At 62.7% G+C, this 23,502-nt stretch carries 9 protein-coding genes and 1 pseudogene; 4 read left to right on the top strand and 6 right to left on the bottom strand.

The annotated features are described in order from the left end of the window. Window positions 1-110 precede the first annotated feature (110 nt). The 3 genes from DOCECA_RS10620 (at window position 111) to DOCECA_RS10610 (ending at window position 10,752) form a co-directional block, all read left to right on the top strand. A complete protein-coding gene (locus tag DOCECA_RS10620; protein WP_445571942.1) occupies window positions 111-1,850 on the top strand; it encodes a dipeptidase in 1,740 nt (579 codons plus the stop codon). Between the two features lie 332 nt (window positions 1,851-2,182). After that, a complete protein-coding gene (locus DOCECA_RS10615) occupies window positions 2,183-4,819 on the top strand; it encodes an excinuclease ABC subunit A (protein WP_434647556.1) in 2,637 nt (878 codons plus the stop codon). A 320-nt stretch (window positions 4,820-5,139) separates the two neighbouring features. Continuing rightward, window positions 5,140-10,752 carry a putative Ig domain-containing protein gene (locus DOCECA_RS10610; RefSeq protein ID WP_445571941.1) on the top strand — a complete coding sequence of 1,871 codons (5,613 nt, stop codon included), beginning with the start codon at window positions 5,140-5,142 and terminating at the stop codon, window positions 10,750-10,752. A 191-nt stretch (window positions 10,753-10,943) separates the two neighbouring features. Here DOCECA_RS10610 and DOCECA_RS10605 read toward each other — a convergent pair whose 3' ends face one another. The 6 genes and pseudogenes from DOCECA_RS10605 to DOCECA_RS10580 all read right to left on the bottom strand — a co-directional run bounded on the left by DOCECA_RS10605 (window position 10,944) and on the right by DOCECA_RS10580 (window position 22,635). Beyond that, a complete protein-coding gene (locus DOCECA_RS10605) occupies window positions 10,944-12,293 on the bottom strand; it encodes a TolC family outer membrane protein (RefSeq protein ID WP_420763813.1) in 1,350 nt (449 codons plus the stop codon). A gap of 2 nt (window positions 12,294-12,295) precedes the next feature. Next, the gene (locus DOCECA_RS10600) at window positions 12,296-13,666 is read right to left on the bottom strand and encodes an HlyD family type I secretion periplasmic adaptor subunit (RefSeq protein ID WP_420763812.1); all 1,371 of its coding nucleotides are present in this window, start codon (window positions 13,664-13,666) and stop codon (window positions 12,296-12,298) included. Then, window positions 13,659-15,380, bottom strand: coding sequence for a type I secretion system permease/ATPase (locus tag DOCECA_RS10595; RefSeq protein WP_445571940.1), 1,722 nt, complete (start codon window positions 15,378-15,380; stop codon window positions 13,659-13,661). Before DOCECA_RS10595 ends, DOCECA_RS10600 begins: the two co-directional genes overlap by 8 nt. 331 nt (window positions 15,381-15,711) lie before the next feature. Next, the gene (locus DOCECA_RS10590; protein WP_434559002.1) at window positions 15,712-16,359 is read right to left on the bottom strand and encodes a response regulator transcription factor; all 648 of its coding nucleotides are present in this window, start codon (window positions 16,357-16,359) and stop codon (window positions 15,712-15,714) included. Window positions 16,360-16,446: 87 nt separating this feature from the next. Beyond that, window positions 16,447-17,046 (bottom strand): lecithin retinol acyltransferase family protein, encoded by a 600-nt coding sequence (locus DOCECA_RS10585; protein ID WP_445571939.1) that lies wholly within the window; start codon window positions 17,044-17,046, stop codon window positions 16,447-16,449. A 113-nt stretch (window positions 17,047-17,159) separates the two neighbouring features. Next, window positions 17,160-22,635 (bottom strand): annotated as a pseudogene (locus tag DOCECA_RS10580) (trifunctional serine/threonine-protein kinase/ATP-binding protein/sensor histidine kinase). A gap of 463 nt (window positions 22,636-23,098) precedes the next feature. Between DOCECA_RS10580 and DOCECA_RS10575 the strand changes: the two are divergent. Further along, a complete protein-coding gene (locus tag DOCECA_RS10575) occupies window positions 23,099-23,473 on the top strand; it encodes a response regulator transcription factor (protein ID WP_434559008.1) in 375 nt (124 codons plus the stop codon). Window positions 23,474-23,502: the final 29 nt, after the last annotated feature.

The raw sequence follows: 23,502 nt of genomic DNA, 5'->3' as shown, positions 1-23,502 counted from the left end.
CGGCGACATATTCCGTTCTTAGGGCTCCCCCAACCGGCGCTCATGGTGCTAGGTTGTAAGTGATTGTTTCACCAAACGACACTTTTCCCTTGCAAAGGAATGCCCTCACCATGAACTTCCCGTTCAAGCGCCTGGCTATTGCCACCCTCGTCCTGTCCACCCTCTCGTCCTACTCGATATCCGCCAACGCCAACATCACCGCCCAACAGAGCGCGGACTTCGTCAAGACCTACGCCGATACCTCGGTCAGCGATTTCCGCCAGTTCCTGGCGAGCGTCGCCAAGAGTGAGCTGGCCAAATCCGCGAATCTCGGCCCGGCCATCGATGCCTTCCGAGGCAACAAAACCCTGTCGGCGGAACAACAGAACGAAATCCATCGGCTGCTCGGTATCTACGCCCGGGTGAAGTATGGCAAGGCCGCCACCGATACCTTGCGCCAGTTGGTGGAAATCCCGACCTTTCGCAAGGACGGCGTGGCCCAGCATGAAAACCCCGAGTTTCTCAAGATCGCCGACAAGATCAAAAGCCTGGCCAACGACTTCAACCTGAACTTCCGCAACATCGACAACCGCGTCTATGAGATTTCACTCGAAGGCAGCGGTGACGAAGTCGTGGGCATTCACGCCCATGCCGACGTGGTGCCGGTGACGCCGGAAAACTGGGTGCTCAAGGACGGCACCAGGCTCGATCCGTTCAAGGTCACGCTGGTGGGCGATCGCATGTACGGTCGAGGCACCGAGGATGACAAGAACGCCATCGTCGTGGCGCTCTACGCCATGAAGATCATCAAGGACGAAAAACTGCCGCTGGCGCGCCACTTCAAGCTGCTGGTGGACACGACCGAAGAAACCACCGGCGACGCCATCCCCTACTATTTCGAGCGCAACCCGACGCCCAATTACAACCTGGCGCTCGATGGCAGCTACCCAGTGGTGATCGCCGAGAAAGGCTACGGCACGGTCATGGCGAACTTCCCTCGCCGGGCGGGCCAAGGCAAAGGGGCTGAAGTCGTTGCAATGACCGGCGGCATGGCGACCAACCAGATCCCGTCGACTTCAGTCGCGACGTTCAGCACCGACAAACCCGCCGAGCTGGCCGCCAGCCTGCTCAAGGCCGGCACCGACTACGCCAAAGCCAATGGCGGCGACTTTGAAGTAAGGAGCGAGGTGGCCGATAAAACCGTCAAGCTGACCTTTACTGGCGTATCCGCCCATTCCTCCGAGCCCGAGTCAGGCGTCAATCCGGTCGCCAGGATGCTGGCCTTCATCAATGGCCTGGATGGCAAGGTCGCGCTCAAGCACAACCACATCACCGACGCCGCGCGTTACGCCACCGACAACTGGGGCCTGGATTACCTGGGCAACAAACTGGGCATCGGCTTTTCCGACGCGTTCATGGGCCCGCTGACCGCCTCGCTGACCTACGTCGGGATGGACGACAAGAGCTTCAAGCTCGCCGTGAACCTGCGAGTGCCCGTGGGCAAGCCAACGGACACGCTGAAGGCTGAGATCAACGACAAGCTCTCCGCGTGGGCCAAGAAGTCCGGGGTTGCCGTGACCTTCGACAACACTATCGACGAACCCATGTACCGTAACCCCGAGGGCGAATGGGTCAAGGCACTGCTGGCCGTCGCCACCGAGAACCTGGGCATGGAGCACAAGTTCGGCACGTCCGCCGGGGCCACGTCGGTCCATGACTTGCCCAACGGCGTGCAGTTCGGCCTGGCCATGCCCGACGTCAAGTACACCGGCCACAACGACAACGAGTTCAAGACCGTGGAGCAGTTCCTGCTGGACCTGCAGGTCGTGACCGAGATGATGGGGCGGATCGGGCAGTTGCCGAAGCTCTAGGAAACGGCGCGCTCCCGGTGACGAGGGAGCTTGCTCTCGCTGGATTGCGCAGCGACCCCAACGGGCCAAACGCCATCAACCTGACCTACCGCGGCGACTGTTCCGGGGGCTGCTGTGCAGCCCAGCGGGAGCAAGCTCCCTCGCCACAAAGGGGTGCGGTGCATAGGGCACGAACAGGTTCCTCCCGTCCTGCGCAGCGCTTCGCCCCTCTCCCTCCTGCGCAGTAAATTTTTTCGCACGCAAACGATCGAGCCCGGTCGCATACTCGTCCATGCCGGGATGCAGTCCGCTCCCACCGCCCGTAACGCACCGCCAACCACAAGGAATCCCCGATGCCCCCACGCTCCGCCCCTGCTTTGACCGCTGGCACCGGTTTCGTCCGGGTGCGTGGCGCCCGCGAACACAATCTCAAGAACGTTGACGTGGACATTCCTCGCGATGCCCTGGTGGTGTTCACCGGCGTGTCGGGTTCCGGCAAATCCTCGCTGGCCTTCTCCACGCTTTACGCCGAAGCCCAGCGTCGTTATTTCGAGTCCGTCGCACCTTATGCCAGGCGCCTGATCGACCAGGTCGGCGTGCCGGACGTAGGCAGCATCGAAGGCCTGCCGCCGGCTGTCGCCTTGCAACAACAGCGCGGCACGCCCAGCGCGCGCTCCTCGGTGGGCAGCGTCACCACCTTGTCGAGCCTGATCCGCATGCTTTACTCCCGCGCCGGCAGCTACCCGGCCGACCAACCGATGCTCTATGCCGAGGACTTTTCGCCCAACACGCCCCAGGGCGCGTGTCCGCAATGCCACGGCCTGGGCCGGGTTTACGAAGTGACCGAAGCCACCATGGTCCCCGACCCTTCGCTGACCATCCGCGAACGCGCGGTAGCCGCCTGGCCCATGGCATGGCAAGGGCAGAACCTGCGGGACATCCTCGTGACACTCGGCTATGACGTCGACATTCCCTGGCGCGACCTGCCGAAGAAGCAACGCGACTGGATCCTCTTCACGGAAGAGACCCCCACCGTCCCGGTGTACGCCGGGCTCACCCCGGCCCAGACCCGCGACGCCCTCAAGCGCAAACTCGAACCCAGCTACCAGGGCACGTTCAGCGGGGCCCGGCGCTACCTGTTGCACACCTTCATGCATTCGCAAAGCGCGCAGATGCGCAAGCGGGTGGCGCAATATATGCGCGCCAGCCCCTGCCCGGTCTGCGAAGGCAAGCGCCTCAAGCGCGAGGCGCTGACCGTTACCTTTGCCGGGCTGGACATCGCCGAGCTGTCCAACCTGTCATTGCTGGAATTGGCCGAGGTGCTCAAGGCCGTAGCGGCGCCGGATTATCTGGAGCAGCCCGAAGAATCGGGCGATGTTCTCACCCATCGCCAGACGCGCGAGGCTCGTGAGCAGCGCGCCGCCAGGGGCGACAACCCGCACGCTGGCGGGCCGGACGCGCGCCACACGCCCAATCTGTCCTTGGAAAAACGCCTGGCCGCCCAGCGCATTGCCGCCGAACTGCTGGAGCGCATCGTCACGCTGATCGACCTGGGCCTCGGCTATCTGGCCCTGGAGCGCAGCACGCCGACGCTTTCCTCCGGCGAACTGCAACGCCTGCGCCTGGCGACCCAGCTCAACTCCCAATTGTTCGGGGTGATCTATGTGCTGGACGAACCTTCCGCCGGCCTGCACCCGGCCGACAGTGAAGCGCTTTTTGGCGCCTTGCAACGGTTGAAAGCAGCAGGAAACTCGGTGTTTGTGGTCGAGCACGACCTGGACACCATGCGCCGCGCCGACTGGCTGATCGACGTGGGCCCCGACGCGGGCGAGCAAGGCGGCAGGGTCCTTTACAGTGGCCCGCCCGAAGGCCTTGGGCAAGTGCCCGAATCCCGCACCCGCGCCTACTTGTTCGCCGAAGAACGGGCCATTGCGCGCCATCCGCGCCCACCCAAGGACTGGCTGCGGCTGGACGGCATCACCCGCAACAATCTCGACAACCTGAGCGTGGGTTTTCCCCTGGGCTGCTTCACGGCTGTCACCGGCATTTCCGGTTCGGGCAAATCCAGCCTGGTCAGCCAGGCCCTGCTGGATCTGGTCGGCGCCCACCTGGGCCAGCCCGGCGCCAACGCCGATGGCGAAGAGCAAAGCCTGGAAGACGAACCGGTGCTGGCCAGCGGCGGCCAGGTCACCGCCGGGCTCGAGGGGGTCAAGCGACTGGTTCAGGTCGACCAGAAACCCATCGGCCGCACGCCACGCTCCAACCTCGCCACCTATACCGGGCTGTTCGACCATGTGCGCAAGCTCTTCGCCGCGACAGAGCAGGCACAAGCGCTCGGTTTCGATGCCGGACGGTTCTCCTTCAACGTCGCCAAGGGCCGTTGCGAAACCTGTGAGGGGGAAGGTTTCGTCAGCGTGGAATTATTATTCATGCCCAGCGTGTACGCCCCCTGTCCGACCTGCCATGGCGCCCGCTACAACCCACAGACCCTGGAAGTGACCTGGCAAGGCCTGGACATCTCCCAAGTGCTGCAATTGACGGTGAACCAGGCCCTGGAGGTCTTCGCCGAGCAACCGCCAGCCAGGCGTTCGCTCCAGGTACTCAAAGACATCGGCCTGGGCTATCTGCGCCTGGGCCAACCGGCCACCGAACTGTCCGGCGGCGAGGCCCAGCGGATCAAGCTGGCGACGGAACTGCAACGCAAGGCCCGAGGCGCGACGCTTTACGTGCTGGATGAACCGACCAACGGCCTGCACCCCCAGGACGTGGACCGCTTGCTGGTGCAGCTCAATCGACTGGTGGATGAAGGGCATACGGTGGTCGTGGTGGAACATGACATGCGCGTGGTAGCGCAAAGCGACTGGGTCATCGACATCGGGCCAGGGGCCGGGACTCAGGGAGGCAAAGTCGTGGTGTGCGGCGCGCCGCAGGTGGTGGCGAATTGCGGGGAGAGCCGCACGGCGCCGTTTCTCAAGAAGGTCTTGGAGTGAATGTTCACCTTGGCCAAGGCACTGCAAGCCGCACCACCCTTTCATTGTGGGAGCGAGCTTGCTCGCGATGGCGTCGGATCAGTTGCATCAAAGGTAACGGGTACACCGCTATCGCGATCGAACTCCCATAGCTCTGATACGGCGCTCAAAAGCGTCAATTAAATGTTACACATCAAACCAACCCACAACCGTTTATCAGTTTTTTGACACTCCGCCGATATGCGGACGCAACTTTTTCACTTACTCCGGTCATAACTCCGTGGTCGCTGATGGAATATTGGCAGATACCGAGGTTCTTAACCTGATACGGAGATAAGTCCATGATTTTCAACGTACAAAATTTTGGCGCCAAAGGAGATGGCGTCACTGACGACACGGCGGCCATTCAAAGTGCAATTGATGCGGCAGCTGCCGCGGGCGGGGGCCAGGTGTACATGCCGACGGGCACTTACATCGTGTCAGGGGGCGAGGAACCCTCCGACGGCTGCCTGATGCTCAAGAGCAACGTTTACCTGTACGGCGACGGCATGGGCGACACCACGGTGAAATTGGTCGATGGCTCCGACGCCAAGATCACCGGCATCATCCGCTCAGCCTATGGCGAAGAAACCCATGATTTCGGGGTCAGCAACCTCACCATCGACGGCAACCGCGACGCCACCACCGGCAAGGTGGACGGCTGGTTCAACGGGTATATCCCCGGCGAAGAAGGCTACGACTCCAACGTCACCCTCGACAGCGTCGAGATCAAGGATTGCTCCGGGTATGGCTTCGACCCCCACGAGCAAACCGTCAACATGGTTATCAAGAACAGCGTGTCCCACGGCAACGGCCTGGACGGATTCGTCGCCGACTTCCTCAGCGACAGCACCTTCGAAAACAACGTTGCCTACGACAACGACCGCCACGGTTTCAACGTTGTCACCAGTACCCACGATTTCACCATGACCAACAACGTCGCTTACAACAACGGCGGCAACGGCATCGTGGTGCAGCGTGGCAGTGAAGACATCCCCTCCCCCAGCAACATCACCATCACCGGTGGCGAGATGTACGGCAACGGCGCTGAAGGCGTGCTGATCAAGCTGTCCAGCGACGTAACCGTGACCGGGGTCGACATCCATGACAACAATGGCGCCGGTGTCCGCATCTATGGCAGCAACCATGTCGAGGTACTGGACAACACGCTGAACAACAACGCGCTGGGCAGCGCGGTGCCGGAAGTGATCATTCAGTCCTACGACGATACGCTCGGGGTATCCGGCAAGTACTTCAACGGCAGCGACAACCTGATCCAGGGCAACATCATCAGCGGCAGCAACCTGTCCACCTACGGTGTCGCCGAGCGCAACGAAGACGGCACCGATCGCAACGCCATCATCGCCAACACCATCAGCCACACCAGCAAGGGCGCCACGCTGGTCTATGGCGATGGCAGCTACGTCAGCGCCACGGTGCCGATGACCACCGTGCAGGGTACGGCCGGCAACGACACACTTACCGGCACCAGCGCCAGCGAGATCTTCTTTGGGGCGGCGGGCAACGACACCATCAACGGCGCGGCCGGAAGCGACATTCTGGTGGGCGGCGCGGGCGTCGACAAACTCACCGGCGGCACAGGCGCCGATACATTCCGTTTCACCAGCCAGTCCGACAGCTACCGCAACGCAACGGCGAGCTTCGACGACACCATCACCGACTTCGACGTGACCCAGGACAAGATCGACCTCGCCGATCTCGGCTTCACCGGCCTGGGCAATGGCCGTGGCGGCACCCTGCAGGTCAGCTACAACGCCAGCACCAACCGCACCTACATCAAGGACTACGACGCCGATGCCAGCGGCAATCGCTTCGAGCTGATTCTCTCAGGCAACCTGGCGAGTACCTTGACGGCAGATAACTTCATCTTCAACCGGGTGATCACCGGCACCACCGGCAGCGACTCGTTGCAGGGCAGCGATGCGGCGGACACCCTGCTCGGCCTGGCGGGCAACGACAGCCTCAGTGGTGGCGCGGGCGCTGACAAGCTCGACGGCGGCGCAGGCATGGACACCCTCACCGGTGGTGCCGGGGCAGACACCTTTGTGTTTGCCAACCGACTCGACAGCTACCGCAACTACAACACCGGCGGCGCGAATCTGGGTGACCTGATCACCGATTTCGACATCGCCGCCGACAAGATCGACCTTTCCGCCATGGGCTTCACCGGCCTTGGCGACGGCAAGAACAACACCGTCTACCTGGTGCTCAACAGCGCCGGCACCAAGACCTACATCAAGTCCTTGGAGGCAGACGCCAACGGCAATCGGTTCGAGGTAGCGCTGGACGGCAATTACCTCAATAAGCTGACCAATGCCAATTTCGTCTTCGCCACGTCCTCGCCCACCAACCAGGCGCCGGTGGTAGCCACGCCATTGCTGGATCAGAACGCAACCGAAAAGACACCTTTCAATTATGTGGTCCCGGCCACCAGCTTCAACGATCCGGACAATGACAGCCTCAGCTACACCGCCAAGCTGGCCGACGGCAGCGCCCTGCCCAGCTGGTTGACGTTCGATGCCGCCACGCGCACCTTCAGCGGCACGCCTCCCGACACGGCGTCGGGCACTTACTCGATCCAGGTCACCGCAACCGATGGCAGCAACGCCACCGTCAGCGACAGCTTTACCCTGGCCGTGCAAGACGTGCCCTCGTCCGTGGTGATCAACGGCACGCCGAACAACGACACCTTGACCGGCACCGTCGCCAACGAGCAGATTTTCGGCGGTGCGGGCAACGACACCCTCAATGGCGCCGCCGGCAACGATGTCCTGGTGGGCGGCACCGGCGTGGACAAACTGACCGGTGGTACGGGCGCCGACGTATTCCGCTATACGTCCAAGCTCGACAGCTACCGCACCAGTTCCACCAGCGCCAGTGACCAGATCCTCGATTTCGACGTGGCCGCCGACAAGATCGACGTCGCGGCTCTCGGTTATACGGGCCTGGGCAACGGGCTCAATGGCACGCTGCAAGTCACTTACAGTGCATCGACCAACCGCACCTACCTCAAGGACCTCACGGTCGATGCCAACGGCAACCGCTTCGAAATCTCGATGGCCGGCAACCTGGTCAGCAGCCTGACCGCCAATCATTTTGTCTTTGCCGACCAGAACACTCCGACGAACGTCGCGCCGGTGGTGGTCATCCCCCTTCTGGACCAGAACGCCAGCGAAAGCACGCCGTTCAAATACACCGTGGCCAGCAACAGCTTCAGCGACGCCAACCAGGATGTGCTGACCTACACCGCGACCCTCGCCAACGGCAACGCCCTGCCTTCGTGGCTGACGTTCAACGCCGCCAACCTGACGTTCAGCGGCACGCCCACCACCACCGCCGCTGGTAACTACGACGTGCTGGTCAAGGCCACCGACCCCTCGGGCGCCTCGGTCAGCGACAACTTCGCCCTGGTGGTCGCCGATGCGCCGGCCAACACCATCACCGGTACCGCCAACGCCGAAAGCCTCAACGGCACGGCAGGCGCCGACCTGATCCTCGGCCTCGGCGGCAACGACACCATAAAGGCCGGCACCGGCGCGGACATCATCGACGGCGGCGCCGGACGCGACTCGTTGTATGGCGGCGACGGCGCCGACACGTTCCGCTACAACAACCTGGCCGACAGCTACCGGGATTACGACACCGGCGGCGTGACCGCCACGGACACGATCTACGACTTCACCGTTGGCGTGGACAAGATCGACGTCTCCGGGCTGGGCTTCCTTGGCCTGGGCGACGGCAACAACGGCACGCTCTACATGACCCTGAACGCGGCGGGCGACAAGACCTACGTCAAATCCAGCCAGGCCGACGCCGATGGCAATCGCTTCGAAATCGCCCTGAACGGCAACTACCTCAACACCCTCACCGCCGACGATTTCGTCTTTGGCGAACGCGCCCAGCAAGACATCCTCTACCTGCCGACTCTTGGCCAATCCAACGCGCGCCTGCTGCGCATGAGCGAAGACGACGATCAATCCGGCACCTCGATGCTGGTCAACGATCTGAGCAAGTACACCACCTACGACGTACGCAGCCAGTTCGACGATGCCGATGGCAACGGCATTGACATCGCCGTCGGCGGCAGCACGGTCAACGGCTTGTCGACGCTGGGCGCCGAGGAGCTGAAGTTGTGCTGGTGGCTGACCGATACCAATCAACCGGGGCCGGCGCTGTTGCGCGCCGTGACGTTGCTGCGTGACCAGCTCACCGAACTGAAGTCCATCGATAACGTGACCATGGGCATCATCTGGGGCCAAGGCGAAGAAGCCGCCCAGGAAATCGCCCGCTCCACGGACAAGGCGGCAGCAGCGGCAGCCTACAAAGCGGCGACATTGAAGGTATTCGATTACCTGCACAGCCAATTCGGCAACTTCAACGTGTACATCATGGAGACCGGGCACTACGAGCAGGACGCCGCGCGCGCCCGTGGTTACCCGGAGGATAAGATCGCCGACATCGTCGAGGGTGTGGGTTACGTTCGCGCCGTCCAGGAAGCCATCGCCGCCGAGCGTGCCGATGTGAAACTGGCGGTGGACCCCAACGACCTGCCCTTGCGTTATGAAGTGGACCCGCTGGTCTATCCCGACGACGTCTGGCACCTGCACGAGGAATCAGCGGAAATCGTCGGCCAGCGCCTGGCCGACTACATCGCCGATGACCTCGGTTTCCAGGGCAACCCCAACGACAACAACAGCGTGCAGGACATTTTCGACGGCGCGCAGAATGAGGGCGGGATGATTTCCGGCACCGACCAGGACGATACGCTGGTGGGCAGCTCGGGCAACGATACTCTGAACGGCGACCTGGGCGCCGACACGTTGACCGGTGGCGATGGCAACGATATCTACGTCGTCGACAACGCGTTCGACAGCGTCGTGGAAACCAACACCTCGACCGCGCAGATCGATACGGTACAGGCTTCGGTCAGTTGGACACTGGGCGCCAACCTGGAAAACCTGGTGCTGACCGGCGTTTCGGACATCGACGGCACCGGTAACGATCGGCGAAATTTCATCACCGGTAACGTCGCCAACAACGTGCTCAATGGCGCTGCGGGAGCCGACAGCATGAGCGGTGGCGACGGCGACGATACCTACTACGTCGACAATGCCAGCGATACCGTCATCGAGAAAAGCAGCAATCCGGTGACCGGCGGTATCGACAGCGTCCACAGTAGCCTCGCCGCCTACACCTTGGGCAACAACGTGGAGAACCTCTACGTCGACAGCCCCGGCGTCGCTAACGGGACGGGTAACGCGCTGGCCAACACCTTGTTCGCCGGTGCCGGCGACAACATCCTCGACGGGCGTGATGGTAACGACACCGTGTCCTACGACCGAGCCCTGGCCGGGGTCACCGTGAACCTCTCGACCTCTGCCCAGCAAAACACCGTGGGCTCCGGGCTGGACACCTTGAAGTTCATCGAAAACCTGACCGGTAGCGCCTACGCCGACACATTGTCGGGCAACAGCGCTGGAAACATCCTCGACGGCGGTGCCGGCAACGACACCCTGGTGGGCGGCTCGGGCGATGATCGGCTGATCGGCGGTGCGGGCACCGATAACCTCACCGGCGGCACCGGCGCGGACACCTATGCGTTTGGCGCGTTGTCGGACATGGGCGTCGGGGCGGCACGGGACGTGATCAACGGCTTCAAGAGCACGGAGATGGACAAGCTGGACTTCACCGGCCTGGACGCCAACCCGCTGACCGCCAACCTCGATGCGTTCACCTTCATTGGCAGTAACGCCTTTGACACCACCAACGCCACCGGCCAATTGCGCTTTGTCGACGGCATCCTCTACGGCAGCGTCGACTCCGACGCCACCGCCGAGTTCGAACTCTCCCTGGTGGGCGTCAAGGAGCTGCATGCCAGCGACTTCACTGCCTGATTGAGCTTATAGGGGCTGCTTGCAGCCCTTGTACTCACCTGCTTTGTGGCGAGGGAGCTTGCTCCCGCTGGGCCGCGTAGCGGCCCCAAAGCAATTACTGCGGTGTGTCAGGCAAATTCCGTCTTGCCTTCTTTAGGACCGCTTCGCGGCCCAGCGGGAGCAAGCTCCCTCGCCACCACAGCGCCACGACTTCAGAACAGACTTTGCACCTGCTCCAGCACCGCACGGTTCATCTGGCCGGTGTGGGTGTGCAGGCTTACGTAGCTTTGGAGCATGTCGAGCTTGGTGTCGAGCAGGTCCCGGCGCGCCTGGAACAGCCGTTGCTGGGCGTCGAGGATGTCGACCGTCGAGCGCACGCCGCCCTGGAAGCCTTTTTCCGTCGACGTCAGCGCGCGCTGATTGGACTCCACCGCCCGTAGCATGGCCCTGCTCTTGGCGAACCCCGCCACCACGCCCAGGTAATCGGTCTCGATGGACTCGGCCAGCTCCTGACGCTGCACGTCATAGTCGGACTGGGCTCCGGCCAGTTGTGCCTCGGCCTTGGCCACCGAAGCGCGCACCGCGCCGCCGCGATACAAGGGGATGTCCAGCTGCACACCGACGTAATAGGTGTCCTGGCGCGGGTCGAGCTCTTGGTACTGGCGGGTTTCCCGGCGCGTCAACTGCGTGGTCAACGACAACGTCGGGTAATGCCCGGCGCGCTGGCTGTCGGCCTGGGCCTCGGCGACTTTCACCGCCGCCAGCCGCGCGGCCAGTTCGGGGCTGGCCTCGCGGGCGATTGCCGTCCAGTACGGCAAATCCTGCTCCGGCGGGATGGGGCTGCCGGCAGGCAATTCTTCGCGCATCGGCTGGATGTCCTCGATGGGCACGCTTGCCCGTCCCGACAGTGCCCGCAGCGCGGCCACGCGACGGGCCTGGGCTTCGGTTTCCTGGGCCTCCACCAGATCGAGCCGGGCCTGGGCCTCGTCGATGTCGGTGATTGCCCCCTGGCCGCCTTCATAGAGCTTTTTGCTTTGGATGACCAAGCCACGAATGGCGGTCTTCTGCTGGGCGATCAACTTCAATTCATTCTCGGCCCGGGCCACATCGAAATAGCCCTTGGCGACCCGGTCGAACAAGGCTTGGCCGGCCACGTCGAATTGTTGGCTACCGAGCACGCCGCGGGCTTTGCCTTCCTGATAAGCCGCCCAGCGCCCCTTGTCATACAGCGGCTGTTGCGCCGCCAGCGTCACGCTGTTCGCCTGGTAGTCGTTGCTGTTCACATAACTGCTGTCGTCGCCGCCATCGGTACGCCCGCCATACCCATACCGCGAGGACAGCGAGACCTGCGGATAAAGCCCGCCACGCCCAATCGCTTCTTCCTGCCGGGACGCGTCGTAGGCGTGGGTCGCGGTCTGCAAGGTCGGGTCATTGAGCCGCGAGGCATCGTAGGCGGCAGTCAGGCTCAGCCCGCCCTCCGCCGCCCAGGCGGGGCCGATCACCGCCCAACTGGTGTACAGGCTCAACAGCACACGGACGCCGTAACGGCAACGGTCGGTCATGCTCATTCCTCTTTGAAGGCAGCCAGCAAGCGTTCGCGCAATGGTTTCATCAGGTAGTTCATCAAGGTGCGCTCACCGGTCACGACGGTGACGTCGGCGAGCATGCCGGGACGCACCAGCAAACCGGCGCCTTGCAGCGCGACGACTGTCTCGGCGGGAATTTCTACCTTGGCGGAGAAGTACGGCTGGTGGGTCTGCTGGTCGATCAGTTGGTCCGCCGACACGGTGGTGACCGTGCCGGTCACAGTCGGCGTATCCACCCGCTGCAGGGCGGTGAAATGCACATGCACCGGCAATCCGGGGGTGAGCTTGTTGGCCATCAACGGATCGAACCGCGCGGTGATCGCCATCGGCGCGTCCAACGGCACCACCTGCATCAGCGTCTGCCCGGCCTGGGCGACGCCGCCCACGGTGTGGATCGACATGTCCATGACCTGGCCCGCCACCGGCGCGCGGATGGCACCGTTATCGACTTCGAACTGCAAGGCGCGGATCTGATCGGCATAGGCCGCGGCTTCGGCCGAAACCTCGCTGAGTTGGGTTTCGGCATCGCGGCGAAACTCCTGCTGCGCCTGCAAGGCCTTGAGGCGACTTTCGTTGATCGCCTGGCGCGTGCGCCCGACGTCGCCGATGCCCGAAGCGATCTGTCCGGCCAGTTGCGCCGCGTTTCGCTCAGCCTCGAAAAGTTTGTTGCGCGGCACGTAGCCTTCCCGGGCCAACTCGCGCAAGCCCTCGAGTTCCTGTTGCTGGAAGCGCATTTGCGCATCGTAGTTGCGCTTGACCCCTTCGTAGCCCTGCAGTTGTTGCTGCAAGGCGCCGATTTCATGCTCGATGATCTTCAGGCGGCTGCCCAGTTCGGCACGCCGGGTCATGAACAGCTGACTCTGCAGGGCCATGGCCGCCTTGACACGTGGCTCATCGGCGCGCTCCAGCAATTGTTGCGGCCATTGGATTTCATCGGCGCCCAGGCGCTCGGCCATCAACCGCGCCTCGATGCTGCGGTCGTTGAGCAGCTTGCCCAGGGTCACGTCCAACTGCGATTGCGCCTGCACCGTGTTGAGCTGCACCAGCAACTGCCCCTGGCTGACACGATCGCCATCACTGACCAACAGTTTTTCCACCACGCCCCCCACCAGTGACTGCACCGCTTTGCGCTCCCCCGCCACTACCACGGTGCCGCTGCCCACCACGCCCTGGTCGAGTGGCGCCAGGCAGGCCCAAAGCAGAAAGCCGCCAAGGGTCAGGGCCAGGAAAACCACGCCGTAGCGCGCCGCGCCGCCCGCATCGGTGCTCGCGGTGGGCAATGTGTCGCTGCTGAGCACGCTCAGGCCATGCTCGCCGTGGGCCGGTGTGGCCGATTTCAAATCACGCATCCTTGCCTGCCTCCCGCACAGCGGCCGGCCGCGGCCCCGGCATCAGCGCCTTGAGCACTCGGTCCCGAGGGCCGAACGCTTGTTGAGTGCCGTCCTTCAACACGAGGATGTGATCGACCACCGCCAGCACGTTGGGCCGATGGGTGATCAACACCACGGTGCTGCCGGCGGCCTTGAGCACGCCGATGGCCTGCACCAGCGCCAATTCCCCGGCTTCATCGAGGTTGGAGTTAGGCTCGTCGAGCACGATCACGGACGGGCTGCCATACAGCGCGCGCGCCAGGCCCAGGCGTTGCTTCTGGCCGCCAGACAGGCCAAGCCCGCCAGGGCCCAACGGTGTGTCGTAGCCCTTGGGAAACCTTAGAATCATTTCGTGAATGCCCGCTTGACGGCTGGCGGCGATGATTTTGTCGGCGTCCTGCTCGCCGAAACGGGCGATGTTGTCGGCAACGCTGCCATCGAACAGTTCGATGTCCTGGGGCAGATAGCCCAGGTATGGCCCCAGCGCGTCATGGGACCACTGGCTGATCTCGGCATCGTCCAGGCGCACCGATCCGCCCATGGCCGGCCACACGCCAACCAACGCGCGAGCCAGAGTCGATTTGCCGCTGGCACTGGGACCAACCACCGCAAGCACTTCGCCCTTGCCGAGGCTGAAATTGATGCCCCGCAGAATCGGCTGTGATGCCCCGGGCGGTCCGACGTACAACTGCTCCAGGCGCAGCGCGCCGGTGGGCGGTGGCAGCGGCATGCGCAAGCGATCGCGTGGATGTTGCGCGAGCAGTTGGCTCAGGCGCTGGTAACTCTGGCGGCCGCTGTTGAATTGCTTCCACGAGCCGATGGCGATTTCCACCGGAGCCAGGGCACGTCCCAGCAGCAGCGACATGGCGATCATCATCCCCGCCGAGAGCTGCCCCTCCAGCACCAGCAGCGCGCCCAATCCCAAAGCGAGGGACTGACCGGAAATCCGCACGAATCGCGTCGCCGAGGTGATGCGCGCCCCGCGGTCGCTGGCGTGGGCCTGCGCGGCGATGATCCGTTGTTGCAGCAGGCTCCAGCGCTGGCGCAGCGGCCCGAGCATGCCCAGGGCCTGGATGACCTCGGCGTTGTGCAATGTGCTGTTGACGTAGACCGAGGACTGCACGCCCAGTCGATTGGCCTCTCCCAGGCGCGAACGGGTCGCCAACTCGCCCCACAGCGCCAGGCCTATCAGCAATACGGCGAGCACCAGCGTCAATACGCCGAACCAAGGGTGAAAGATGAACGCCACCAGCAGGAAGATCGGCAGCCACGGCGCATCGAGCAAGGCGATCAGGCCCTGGCCGGTAATCAGCTGTCGCAAGGTGGCAAGATCGGTAAGCACCTGTGCCGGGTTGGCGTTGTGCTCGCGCAGGCTGCGGGCAAACGCCGCATCGAAAATCCGCTCGCCCAAGGCGTCGTCCAGCCCGGCGCTCATGCGGATCATCACCTCGCCGCGCACCCACTCGATCAACGCACTGAACATGAACAACCCAAGGGCGATCAAGGTGAGCATGACCAGGGTGGTTTCGTTGCGACTGGTCAGGACCCGGTCGTAGACCTGCATCATGTAGAGCGACGGCACCAGCACCAGCAGATTGATCACGCCGCTGAACAAGGCCAGGGACCAGCATACACGGCGATAACTTAACAAAGCGGCATCAATGTCATGCCGTGGATCGAGAAAAAAACCCATAGAGTGTCAACCCGCAAAAGGAAATAACGGTCCCCGCGAAATCCATGCGAGTCTTTGCCCCGAAGGCGTCAAAAAAAGGGCGTCATGTAGCTGACATTGTCGCTATATGAGCCGAACGTCGGCCCTACGGCGGCCAAGTACTGACAACGTAGTCGCAGGTTAGTGCCAGAGGGGAAGCGGGATTTTTGCGAGGGAAAGAGCAAAACGGCGGCGGTTCGGGATCGGGCTTTGCTGTGGCAGCGAGCTTGCTCGCGATGTTGGCGGGTCAGTCGCATCGATTTGACTGCCTTACGGCCATCGCGAGCAAGCTCGCTCCCACAGGTTTGGCGCGTTAGGCAGGTTCTGCGCCGAGGGTTTCAGCCATCCGCACCAGGTCGGCGAACGACTTGGCGTGCATTTTCTTCATGGCATGGGCGCGATGGATTTTCACGGTAATCTCGCTCAGGTTCATCTGCCCGGCGATCTGTTTGTTCATCAGTCCCTTGGCGGCCAGGGCCATGACCTCCTTCTCGCGCGCCGTCAACGTCTGGTAACGCGTATGCAAGCCGCAAAGCTGCTGCTCGATTTCCCGCCGTTTGACGTCCGCCTCAAGCGCAGCTGACACGGCGTCCAGCAAATCCTGTTCGCGAAACGGTTTAGCCAAAAAGTCCATGGCGCCGGCCTTCATCGCCTTGACGGACATTTCAATGTCGCCGTGACCGGTAATGAAGATGATGGGAATCCTGATATTCGACGCCGCCAACTGGCGCTGGAAATCCAGCCCGCTACTGCCCTGCAACCGGACATCGAGTACCAGGCAACTGGCGCAATCGGGTTTGGGCCGCTGGAGAAACTCGGCGGTGGACGCGAATGTCTCGACGCGCATGCCGACAGAGCGCAGGAGATTGCTCAATGCACAACGTATGGACGCATCGTCGTCCAGCACGAACACAACAGGACCTTCGCTGCCCGGCTCATTGTTTTTGATATTGCCGTTCATGCACGATTCTCTCGCAGGGTGGATTGAAAAAGCCTAGCACAGCGCCTTCGACGCCGAAGTGGGCCTGACGAGGCGCAATCGGTAGCGTCACGCAACGAAAAGAGCCTTCAGTGCGGTAATCGTTGCCAGGAACTCGCGCGGCCGGTGCCAATACGCGCCGACCTGGGCACTGTAGCCCTTCCCGGTAAGGCACCAGGTGCAGAAATGTTCGCAGTTGTTGGCCAGGAGACTGTAGCGGTTTTCGCCCAACCTGGAGCGGGCCCGACGGGCCACTTCGTTGGCCGGATAGCGGGCGGGTTGTTGGATGATCCACACCGGCCTGCCACTGGCGAAATGCTCCAGATCGGTCACTTCGATGGGCCCCGCTTCCAGCGCGCCACTGAACCCCAAATAATGGGCAACGCTTCCGGCGCCCAGGTAAATCCCGTGATGGATATAGAAACGGCGCGGACTGATCAGATGCGCCCCGATGGGCACCTCGCCCAAGGCGCTGATATCGACCAACCTCAGCGAATCGATCGCCAGCCCTCCGGGCCTTTTGGTGCCGTGGCGGGGTTCCAGAGTCACGCCTGCCGGCACCGGCACAACCAAACGGTAGGAGACGTTGGCCGCTACCAACGCCAGGCAGATAAGCACTATTGAACGAAGTGACGAAAATTCATCCGCCGCGATGCCTGTCAGTTTCATTGCCAGATCCTCCGCAACCCATGGCAATCACTGTATCGCTCGGGTTGGCGGGGATCATTTGTACGTGGGATTGGTTCACTGATCGATTGATATGCAGCGTGTAAACCTTGGTATTAGCGAGCAACGGGCAGCGAGAACTCGAGGACAGCCCCACGGGGCTGGTTGGCGTGCGCCTGCAAACAGCCGCCGTGGGCTTCGATGATCGATCGACAGATGGATAATCCCAGCCCAAGGCCCGAAGCCTTGGTGGTGTAGAACGATGCGAACACCCGTTCCGCGCATCCCAAGGCAAAGCCCGGTCCCGAATCGCAGACTTTCACCCACACGCAACCGGCATCGTCCAGCCCGGAACTGATCGACAAGTGCCGCTCGCTTTCATCGACGGCGCTCATGGCCTCCAATGCGTTCATGATCAGGTTGAGCAGCACCTGTTGCAGCTCCACGCGATCCCCGTCGATAGCAGGCAGCGCGTCGGCCAGGTGTGTTTGGATCGAGGCGCCACTCTTGATGATCTGGCTGCGGCTGAACTCGACCATTTCCTCGATGGCTGCGTTGATGTCCAGCGGCCCTTTCTGCGGTGGAGCCTTGCGGATGTGCTCGCGGATTCGCCCCAGCACATCGGCGGCTCGATTGGCATCGAAGACCAGATGCCCGAGAATCTGCCGGACTTCCTCGATTTCCGGCGGCTGCGCGTTGAGCCAACGCAGGGCAGCGTCGGCATTGAGGATCGTCGCGGCGATCGGCTGGTTGACCTCATGGGCGATCGAGGCGACCAACTGGCCCATCGTCGCGACTCGGTTTGCATGGGCCAGTTCGGCCTGCACTTCGCGATAGCGACGCTCGCTTTCGCGAATCTTCTCCTCGGCCTGTCGGCGCTCGGTCAGATCCAGCACAAAGGCCACGCCTTCCCGGCTGCTGGCTTCGAACATGGCCAGGCCAACGATCACCGGCAGACGGCTGCCGTCTTTCCTGAAGTATTCCTTCTCGTACGGGCAGGCTTGCCCGGTGCGCAGGGCCTTGGCCAACGAACGCTCACTCAACTCGCGATACTCCGGCACCGTCAGGTCCCGCCAACGCAGCCGGCCGGAGGCAAGGTCTTCGCGCTCATAGCCCACCATGCGCAGGAATGCGTCGTTGGCTTCGATGATGTCGCCCTCGGCATTCCAGACCAGAATCCCGATGATGTTGGCATCGACGAGACGACGGATCTTTGCCTCCCGTTCGGCCACCTCTCGGTACAGACGAGCGTTTTTCCAGGGAGATAGCCGCGCGAGACGCCACCAGATTCAGGATGGCGAGCCGGCTCGGACTGAATACATGGGCGGCAAGGCTGTTTTCCAAATACAGCACGCCCACCAGCGTGGCCTGGTTGACCAGCGGCAGACACAGGATCGACCGCACGGGACGTTGGCGAAAGTAGGGATCGGCGGCAAACGTCGCGGCAGCCGGGCCCATGGCGTCGTCGAGAAACACGCTCTCCTGGGTCCGCAGCACATGGTAAAAAATCGACTCCGGCAACAGCGCCGAACTGACCGGCTCGTCACGCAGTTGCGTCGTGGTCCCGCCGGTCGTCGCTTGCGCCGCGATCCGGTGCCCCTCGCCAGTGGACAGGATCAGCAGGCCGCGCTCAGCGCCGGCTTGCTCGATGGCCGTGGCCATCACCCGATCGATCAGCTTCTCCAGGACGATTTCTCCCGACACTGCCTGAGAGACTTTGAGCACGGTGGCGATGTCCAGGTGTTCCACCGGAGTCGCCATCGTAGTCGCCGGGCCGGGCGCGGGTTCTGTTTCGCGCAGCCACGGATACCGGGCTTCGAGCTGTCGAACCTTGCCGTCGGCTCCCCAACGCAGATAGCCGTAGCAGGCGTCCTGCATATACATGCGAGCGATTTTCCCAAGGCCACGGGCGGCGTAGAAACGTGAGGCTAGTTCGTTGGCAAGCGCCTCGACATGGACGAAGCCGCTTTGCCGGGCGAGGTTCATGGCGTGTTCGTAAAGCAGCTCGGCATCGATTGGCCGCCCTTCGACACGGGCAATCTCCGCGCCCACCAGTGCGGCGCGGCTCGCAAAGTTGTCCGGGCACTGCTGCGCCCAGGCCTGAAGCTGTCCATGGCCCTCCTTCATTGCGTCCAGATGCGCCCCTCGCTGATCCGCAGGGGCTTTGTCATAAACGGCAGCATGGGCCAGGGCACCGAAAAAGTGATATTCGGCTTCCTCGAAAAAGGACTGGCAAACCCAGAGCAACCGGCGCGCTTTTTCGGCAGCGGCCAAGGCCGCTTCTGGCTCGTCGGCCATACAGCGGGCCTGGAGCTTGCGAACCCAGTACAAGCATTCAGCCAGGACCAGGTCCGGATTGCTGGACAAATGGGATTCGGTGGTCGCCTCGTCCAGTTCGTCGTCATCCAGGCGCCCGAAGATCGACGTCTGGCCGCGAAGCATCCGGATCAGCAGCAATTGCGTGACGATGAAATCCGTCACCAGCCCGAAACGCACCTTCCTCGCATAGTCCAGGCCACGCTCGGCTTCATCTTGTACCTTGGGCAGCGGTTCCCCGGCGAAGAGCAGATCCGCAGTGAGGTTGTTGCCCGCGTAAGCACCGTACGGCAGGTCCCCGATCCGGTTCGCAGCCGCAAACGAACGACGCAAGAGGTCGCGGCATTGTCCGACCGGTCTCATCCATCGCACGGCAAAGCAAGAGAAGCACAGATAGGTGCTGGCTTCGAATCGAGTCATGCCACGGTGCTCGACAAGGTCGCAGCCCAGCTGCCCGAAACGGAACCCCACCTCATGGTCGCCGAACCGCCGGCCCGCGACCCTGAACAGATTGGCATAGAGCACACAGGACGCGTCGCAATTGCCGCGTTCCAGGCTCAAGGTGATGGCCTTGCAGATCAACAGGTCCGCCAGGTTCGCGTCACTTTGCAGTGCCGGGGCGAAGAGCTTGCTCAGCGCATTGACGGTCTCCAACGCGGTCGCGTCTTCCATCAAGGGCAGATCGATCAAATCCTCGATGGCCCGATCGCCGAGCAATGTGGCGATGCGGTCGTATTCCTGGCGCACGGCCTCGTCACTTGGCTGCGCGGCCCAGTGAATGCCGACATGCCGCAAATACGCGAGACACACCGCCACCGCGCCGTCGCTGCGATCCATCAGCAAGTACACATCCATCAACAGGCAGGCGACGCTGGCCCGTTCGCTCACCGTCACGGCGCGATTGGCCAGCGCCGTCAGCCGCTCGTCGGCAATGGCGAGCTGGCCGGTGAGGAACTCGCATTCGGCCCTGTTCAGCTCAAGGGCGAAATTCAAGCCGTGCCGATGCGTCCAACTGTCATCGCCCAGCAGCTGGGCACCATGGGCCAGGTAATTGAGTGCCGACGCATAGGCCGTCGACGCCTTGGCCCGTTGGCCGGCGAGCAAGTTGAGCGCGGCCAGCTCCTCTCGCTCGGCCTGATCGACGAGCAACCCGGCGCCGAGGTTGAGCTGGCCCACGATGTCGAATATCGCCTCGTCCCGGCCCTCGGGAGCGGTCTGCCGGGCCAGCAGCCGGCCGATTTTCAAATGGGCCGAGGCGCGTGACTCCGGGGGGATCATCGAGTAGGCCGCTTCATGGATACGGTCGTGGACAAAACCGTAAGCACCGTCGCGGCGCTCTACCAGTTCCTGGCGGACCGCCTCCCAGAGGACCGTGCGGATTTGCGCTCTGGGGACCTCAAGGATAACCGCCAGTGCGTTCAGCCCGCAGACGTTCCCCATGCAAGCAAGCTGCTGCAAGGCCTGCTGCGTCTGGGCCGGCAGGCGCGCCAGCTTGCCGCTCATCAAGTCGACGATGTTGTCGGTGTACCCCTTGGCGTGAATCCGATCCGGGTCCCACCACCACTGTCGGCTGCCATGATCGAACGCCAGCAAGTGCTCATCGGCGAGCGCCTGCAAGAACTGGATCACGAAGAACGGATTGCCCGCGGTCTTGTCCAGCACCAACTGCGCCAGCGGCTCGATGCGAGCAGGCTCGTCATGCAGCGCCTCGGCGATCAATTGCTCGATATGCCCCTTGGCGAGCGGTGAGAGCATGATTTCGCTGACCTTGCCGCCGACGCTGCGCAGCGTCTTGAGTTTGCCTGACAGCGGGTGCGTCGCATCCACTTCGTTGCTGCGGTACGCACCGACCAGCAGCAGATATTGCACGTCGTCGCTGGTCAGCAGGTCTTCCAGCAGGTCGAGCGTCGCCGCGTCAAGCCATTGCAAGTCGTCGAGAAACAGCGCCAGGGGATGCTCGCGGCGGGCGAACACACCGATAAAACGGCGCAACACCAGCAGGAAGCGCCGTTGCTCCTGCTGGGGATCGAGTGCCAGCACCGCAGGCGGCTCCCCGACGATCAGCCTCAGTTCAGGGATCAGGTCCGTCATAAGCCGTGCGTTGGGGTCCAGGGCCTGGCGCAATGCATCGCGCCAACCGGCCAACTCGGCATCGCTCTTGCCCAACAGCGTACGCACCAGGCTCTGAAACGCCTGGATCAGCGTCGAATAGGGAATATCGCGCCGGTACTGATCGAACTTGCCACGGGCGAACAACCCCCTTGGCGGCACGAGTACCTTGTGCAGCTCGTTGACCACGGAAGATTTACCAATCCCGGAATACCCCGTGACCAGCACGAGTTCCGGCGCGCCACGTTCAACCACCCGGTTGAACGCGCTTACCAACGCTTGGACCTCGGGCTCGCGTCCATAGAGTTTCTCGGGAATCAAAAGGCGGTCTGAGCCGCCTTGCTCGCCCAATGCAAAATCTTCGATGCGACGCCACTGCCGCCAATGCGCCAGGCACTGACGCAGGTCGTGCTCTACGCTCGCGGCCGTCTGGTAGCGTTCCTCGGCGGTCTTGGCGAGCAGCTTCATGACGATCCGCGACAGCATGTCGGGAATGGTTTGGATCCGCTCGTTGGGCGCCAGCGGCCTCTTGGCGATATGGCAATGCACCCATTCGATCGGGTCTGATGCCGTGAACGGCAGCGAGCCGGTCAACATCTGGTAGAGCGTGACGCCGAAAGAATAGAGATCACTGCGCGAGTCGATCGAGCGATTCATCCTGCCGGTCTGTTCGGGCGCCATGTAGGCCAGCGTCCCGGCAAGCGTCTCGGGAGCCTGCCGCTCGCGGGGCAAGCGTGACGTCATGCCGAACCCGGTGAGCCGGGCCTGGCCGTCGTCGCAATCCACCAGGATATGGCTGGGCTTGATGTCCTTATGGATCAGGCCACGCTCGTGAAGCTTGCCCAATGCGACGGCAATGCTCACCGCGAGCTGCAAGAAGCGGGTCGTCTCCAAAGGCGAGGTGAGCAATTGCAACAGCGGCAAACCACCCGGGTCGCTGGCGACCAGTTGCACTTGAGGACCTTCACTGATCCATTCCAGGGGCTGTACGCACTACGAAGCATCCAACTGGTCCCTCAGGCCGAATTCATGAGCAAGACGCTCAAGGCAATCGGGCCGCGGCTGGCGGGTGGCGGGCCGCACCACCAGGACAGGTTTATCGCCGTCGGCACCTGGGTGTCGTTCCCGGCAGAAGATACGCTCGCCATCGTCCCATTGTGTTTGCATGCGGGTTTCCATCGGCACTGGAGCAAGAGGGGTTCAGTTGCATTTACCGTCGAGCTGCCATCCAGTGTCGTGCCGCAATTGCCAAGGCCAGGGTTCGGCTTCCATGGCTGCGCCGGCGACTCGACGAAAAGCGTTCATGTCGGGTTCCGGGACGGATCGTATTGCCGTCGTTTAGATTAGCGCCTCGCCTGTGCCCTTCCCATATTTTTTTCAACGGCGATGACGGGCCTCGGACACAGCGGATACGGCAGTTGAATGACCACGCAGGCCGACGATGCGGCGCCAGTCTATGTGAAATTCCCCGCCAGTCATTCCTGCCCGCGTATGACTTGGGCATCCGTTGGTTGCATGCCGCCAGGGGCGCGCGCACCTTAGGTCTTAGCCGGATATACATAGGTATACTTTTGCGCCTGGACGGACCGCGTATGGTGAATTGAAAACCGGCGCTGTTACGAGCGATCCCATGGAAGACACCCCCGTGTGCAACAAGACGATCGCAGTCATCGATGACGATGAATCCGTACGCACGGCGCTCAATAGCCTGTTGCGGTCCAGCGGCCATCAGGTCCGTACGTATCGCAGCGCCAGGGAATTCCTCGATTCAGAAGCGCCCGCGCAAACCGGCTGCCTGGTTTGCGACATACAGATGCCGGGCATGAGCGGCATCGAGTTGCATCGGCACCTGCTGAAAAACAAGGTGCGTATCCCTACCCTGTTCATTACGGCGTACCCGGAACTGGCCGCCAACACGTCGGGGCTGGTGGATTGCCTGCCCAAGCCCTGCGATGCCAGAAGGTTGCTGGACTGCATCGCAAAAGCCCTCGGTCAGCCGCACTGATCAACGGGATCGGTTCCTGCTCATACTTG

It is taken from the genome of Pseudomonas sp. E102, from assembly GCF_052660185.1.
This window is presented reverse-complemented; position numbering and strand designations above follow the sequence as displayed.

What these genes read in the sequence shown, in the direction of transcription:
- DOCECA_RS10600 (WP_420763812.1), bottom strand. Translation starts at nt 13,666, where the DNA reads ATGCGTGATTTGAAATCGGCCACACCGGCCCACGGCGAGCATGGCCTG.
- DOCECA_RS10605 (WP_420763813.1), bottom strand. Translation starts at nt 12,293, where the DNA reads ATGACCGACCGTTGCCGTTACGGCGTCCGTGTGCTGTTGAGCCTGTAC.
- DOCECA_RS10590 (WP_434559002.1), bottom strand. Translation starts at nt 16,359, where the DNA reads ATGAACGGCAATATCAAAAACAATGAGCCGGGCAGCGAAGGTCCTGTT.
- DOCECA_RS10575 (WP_434559008.1), top strand. Translation starts at nt 23,099, where the DNA reads ATGGAAGACACCCCCGTGTGCAACAAGACGATCGCAGTCATCGATGAC.
- DOCECA_RS10595 (WP_445571940.1), bottom strand. Translation starts at nt 15,380, where the DNA reads ATGGGTTTTTTTCTCGATCCACGGCATGACATTGATGCCGCTTTGTTA.
- DOCECA_RS10610 (WP_445571941.1), top strand. Translation starts at nt 5,140, where the DNA reads ATGATTTTCAACGTACAAAATTTTGGCGCCAAAGGAGATGGCGTCACT.
- DOCECA_RS10620 (WP_445571942.1), top strand. Translation starts at nt 111, where the DNA reads ATGAACTTCCCGTTCAAGCGCCTGGCTATTGCCACCCTCGTCCTGTCC.
- DOCECA_RS10585 (WP_445571939.1), bottom strand. Translation starts at nt 17,046, where the DNA reads ATGAAACTGACAGGCATCGCGGCGGATGAATTTTCGTCACTTCGTTCA.
- DOCECA_RS10615 (WP_434647556.1), top strand. Translation starts at nt 2,183, where the DNA reads ATGCCCCCACGCTCCGCCCCTGCTTTGACCGCTGGCACCGGTTTCGTC.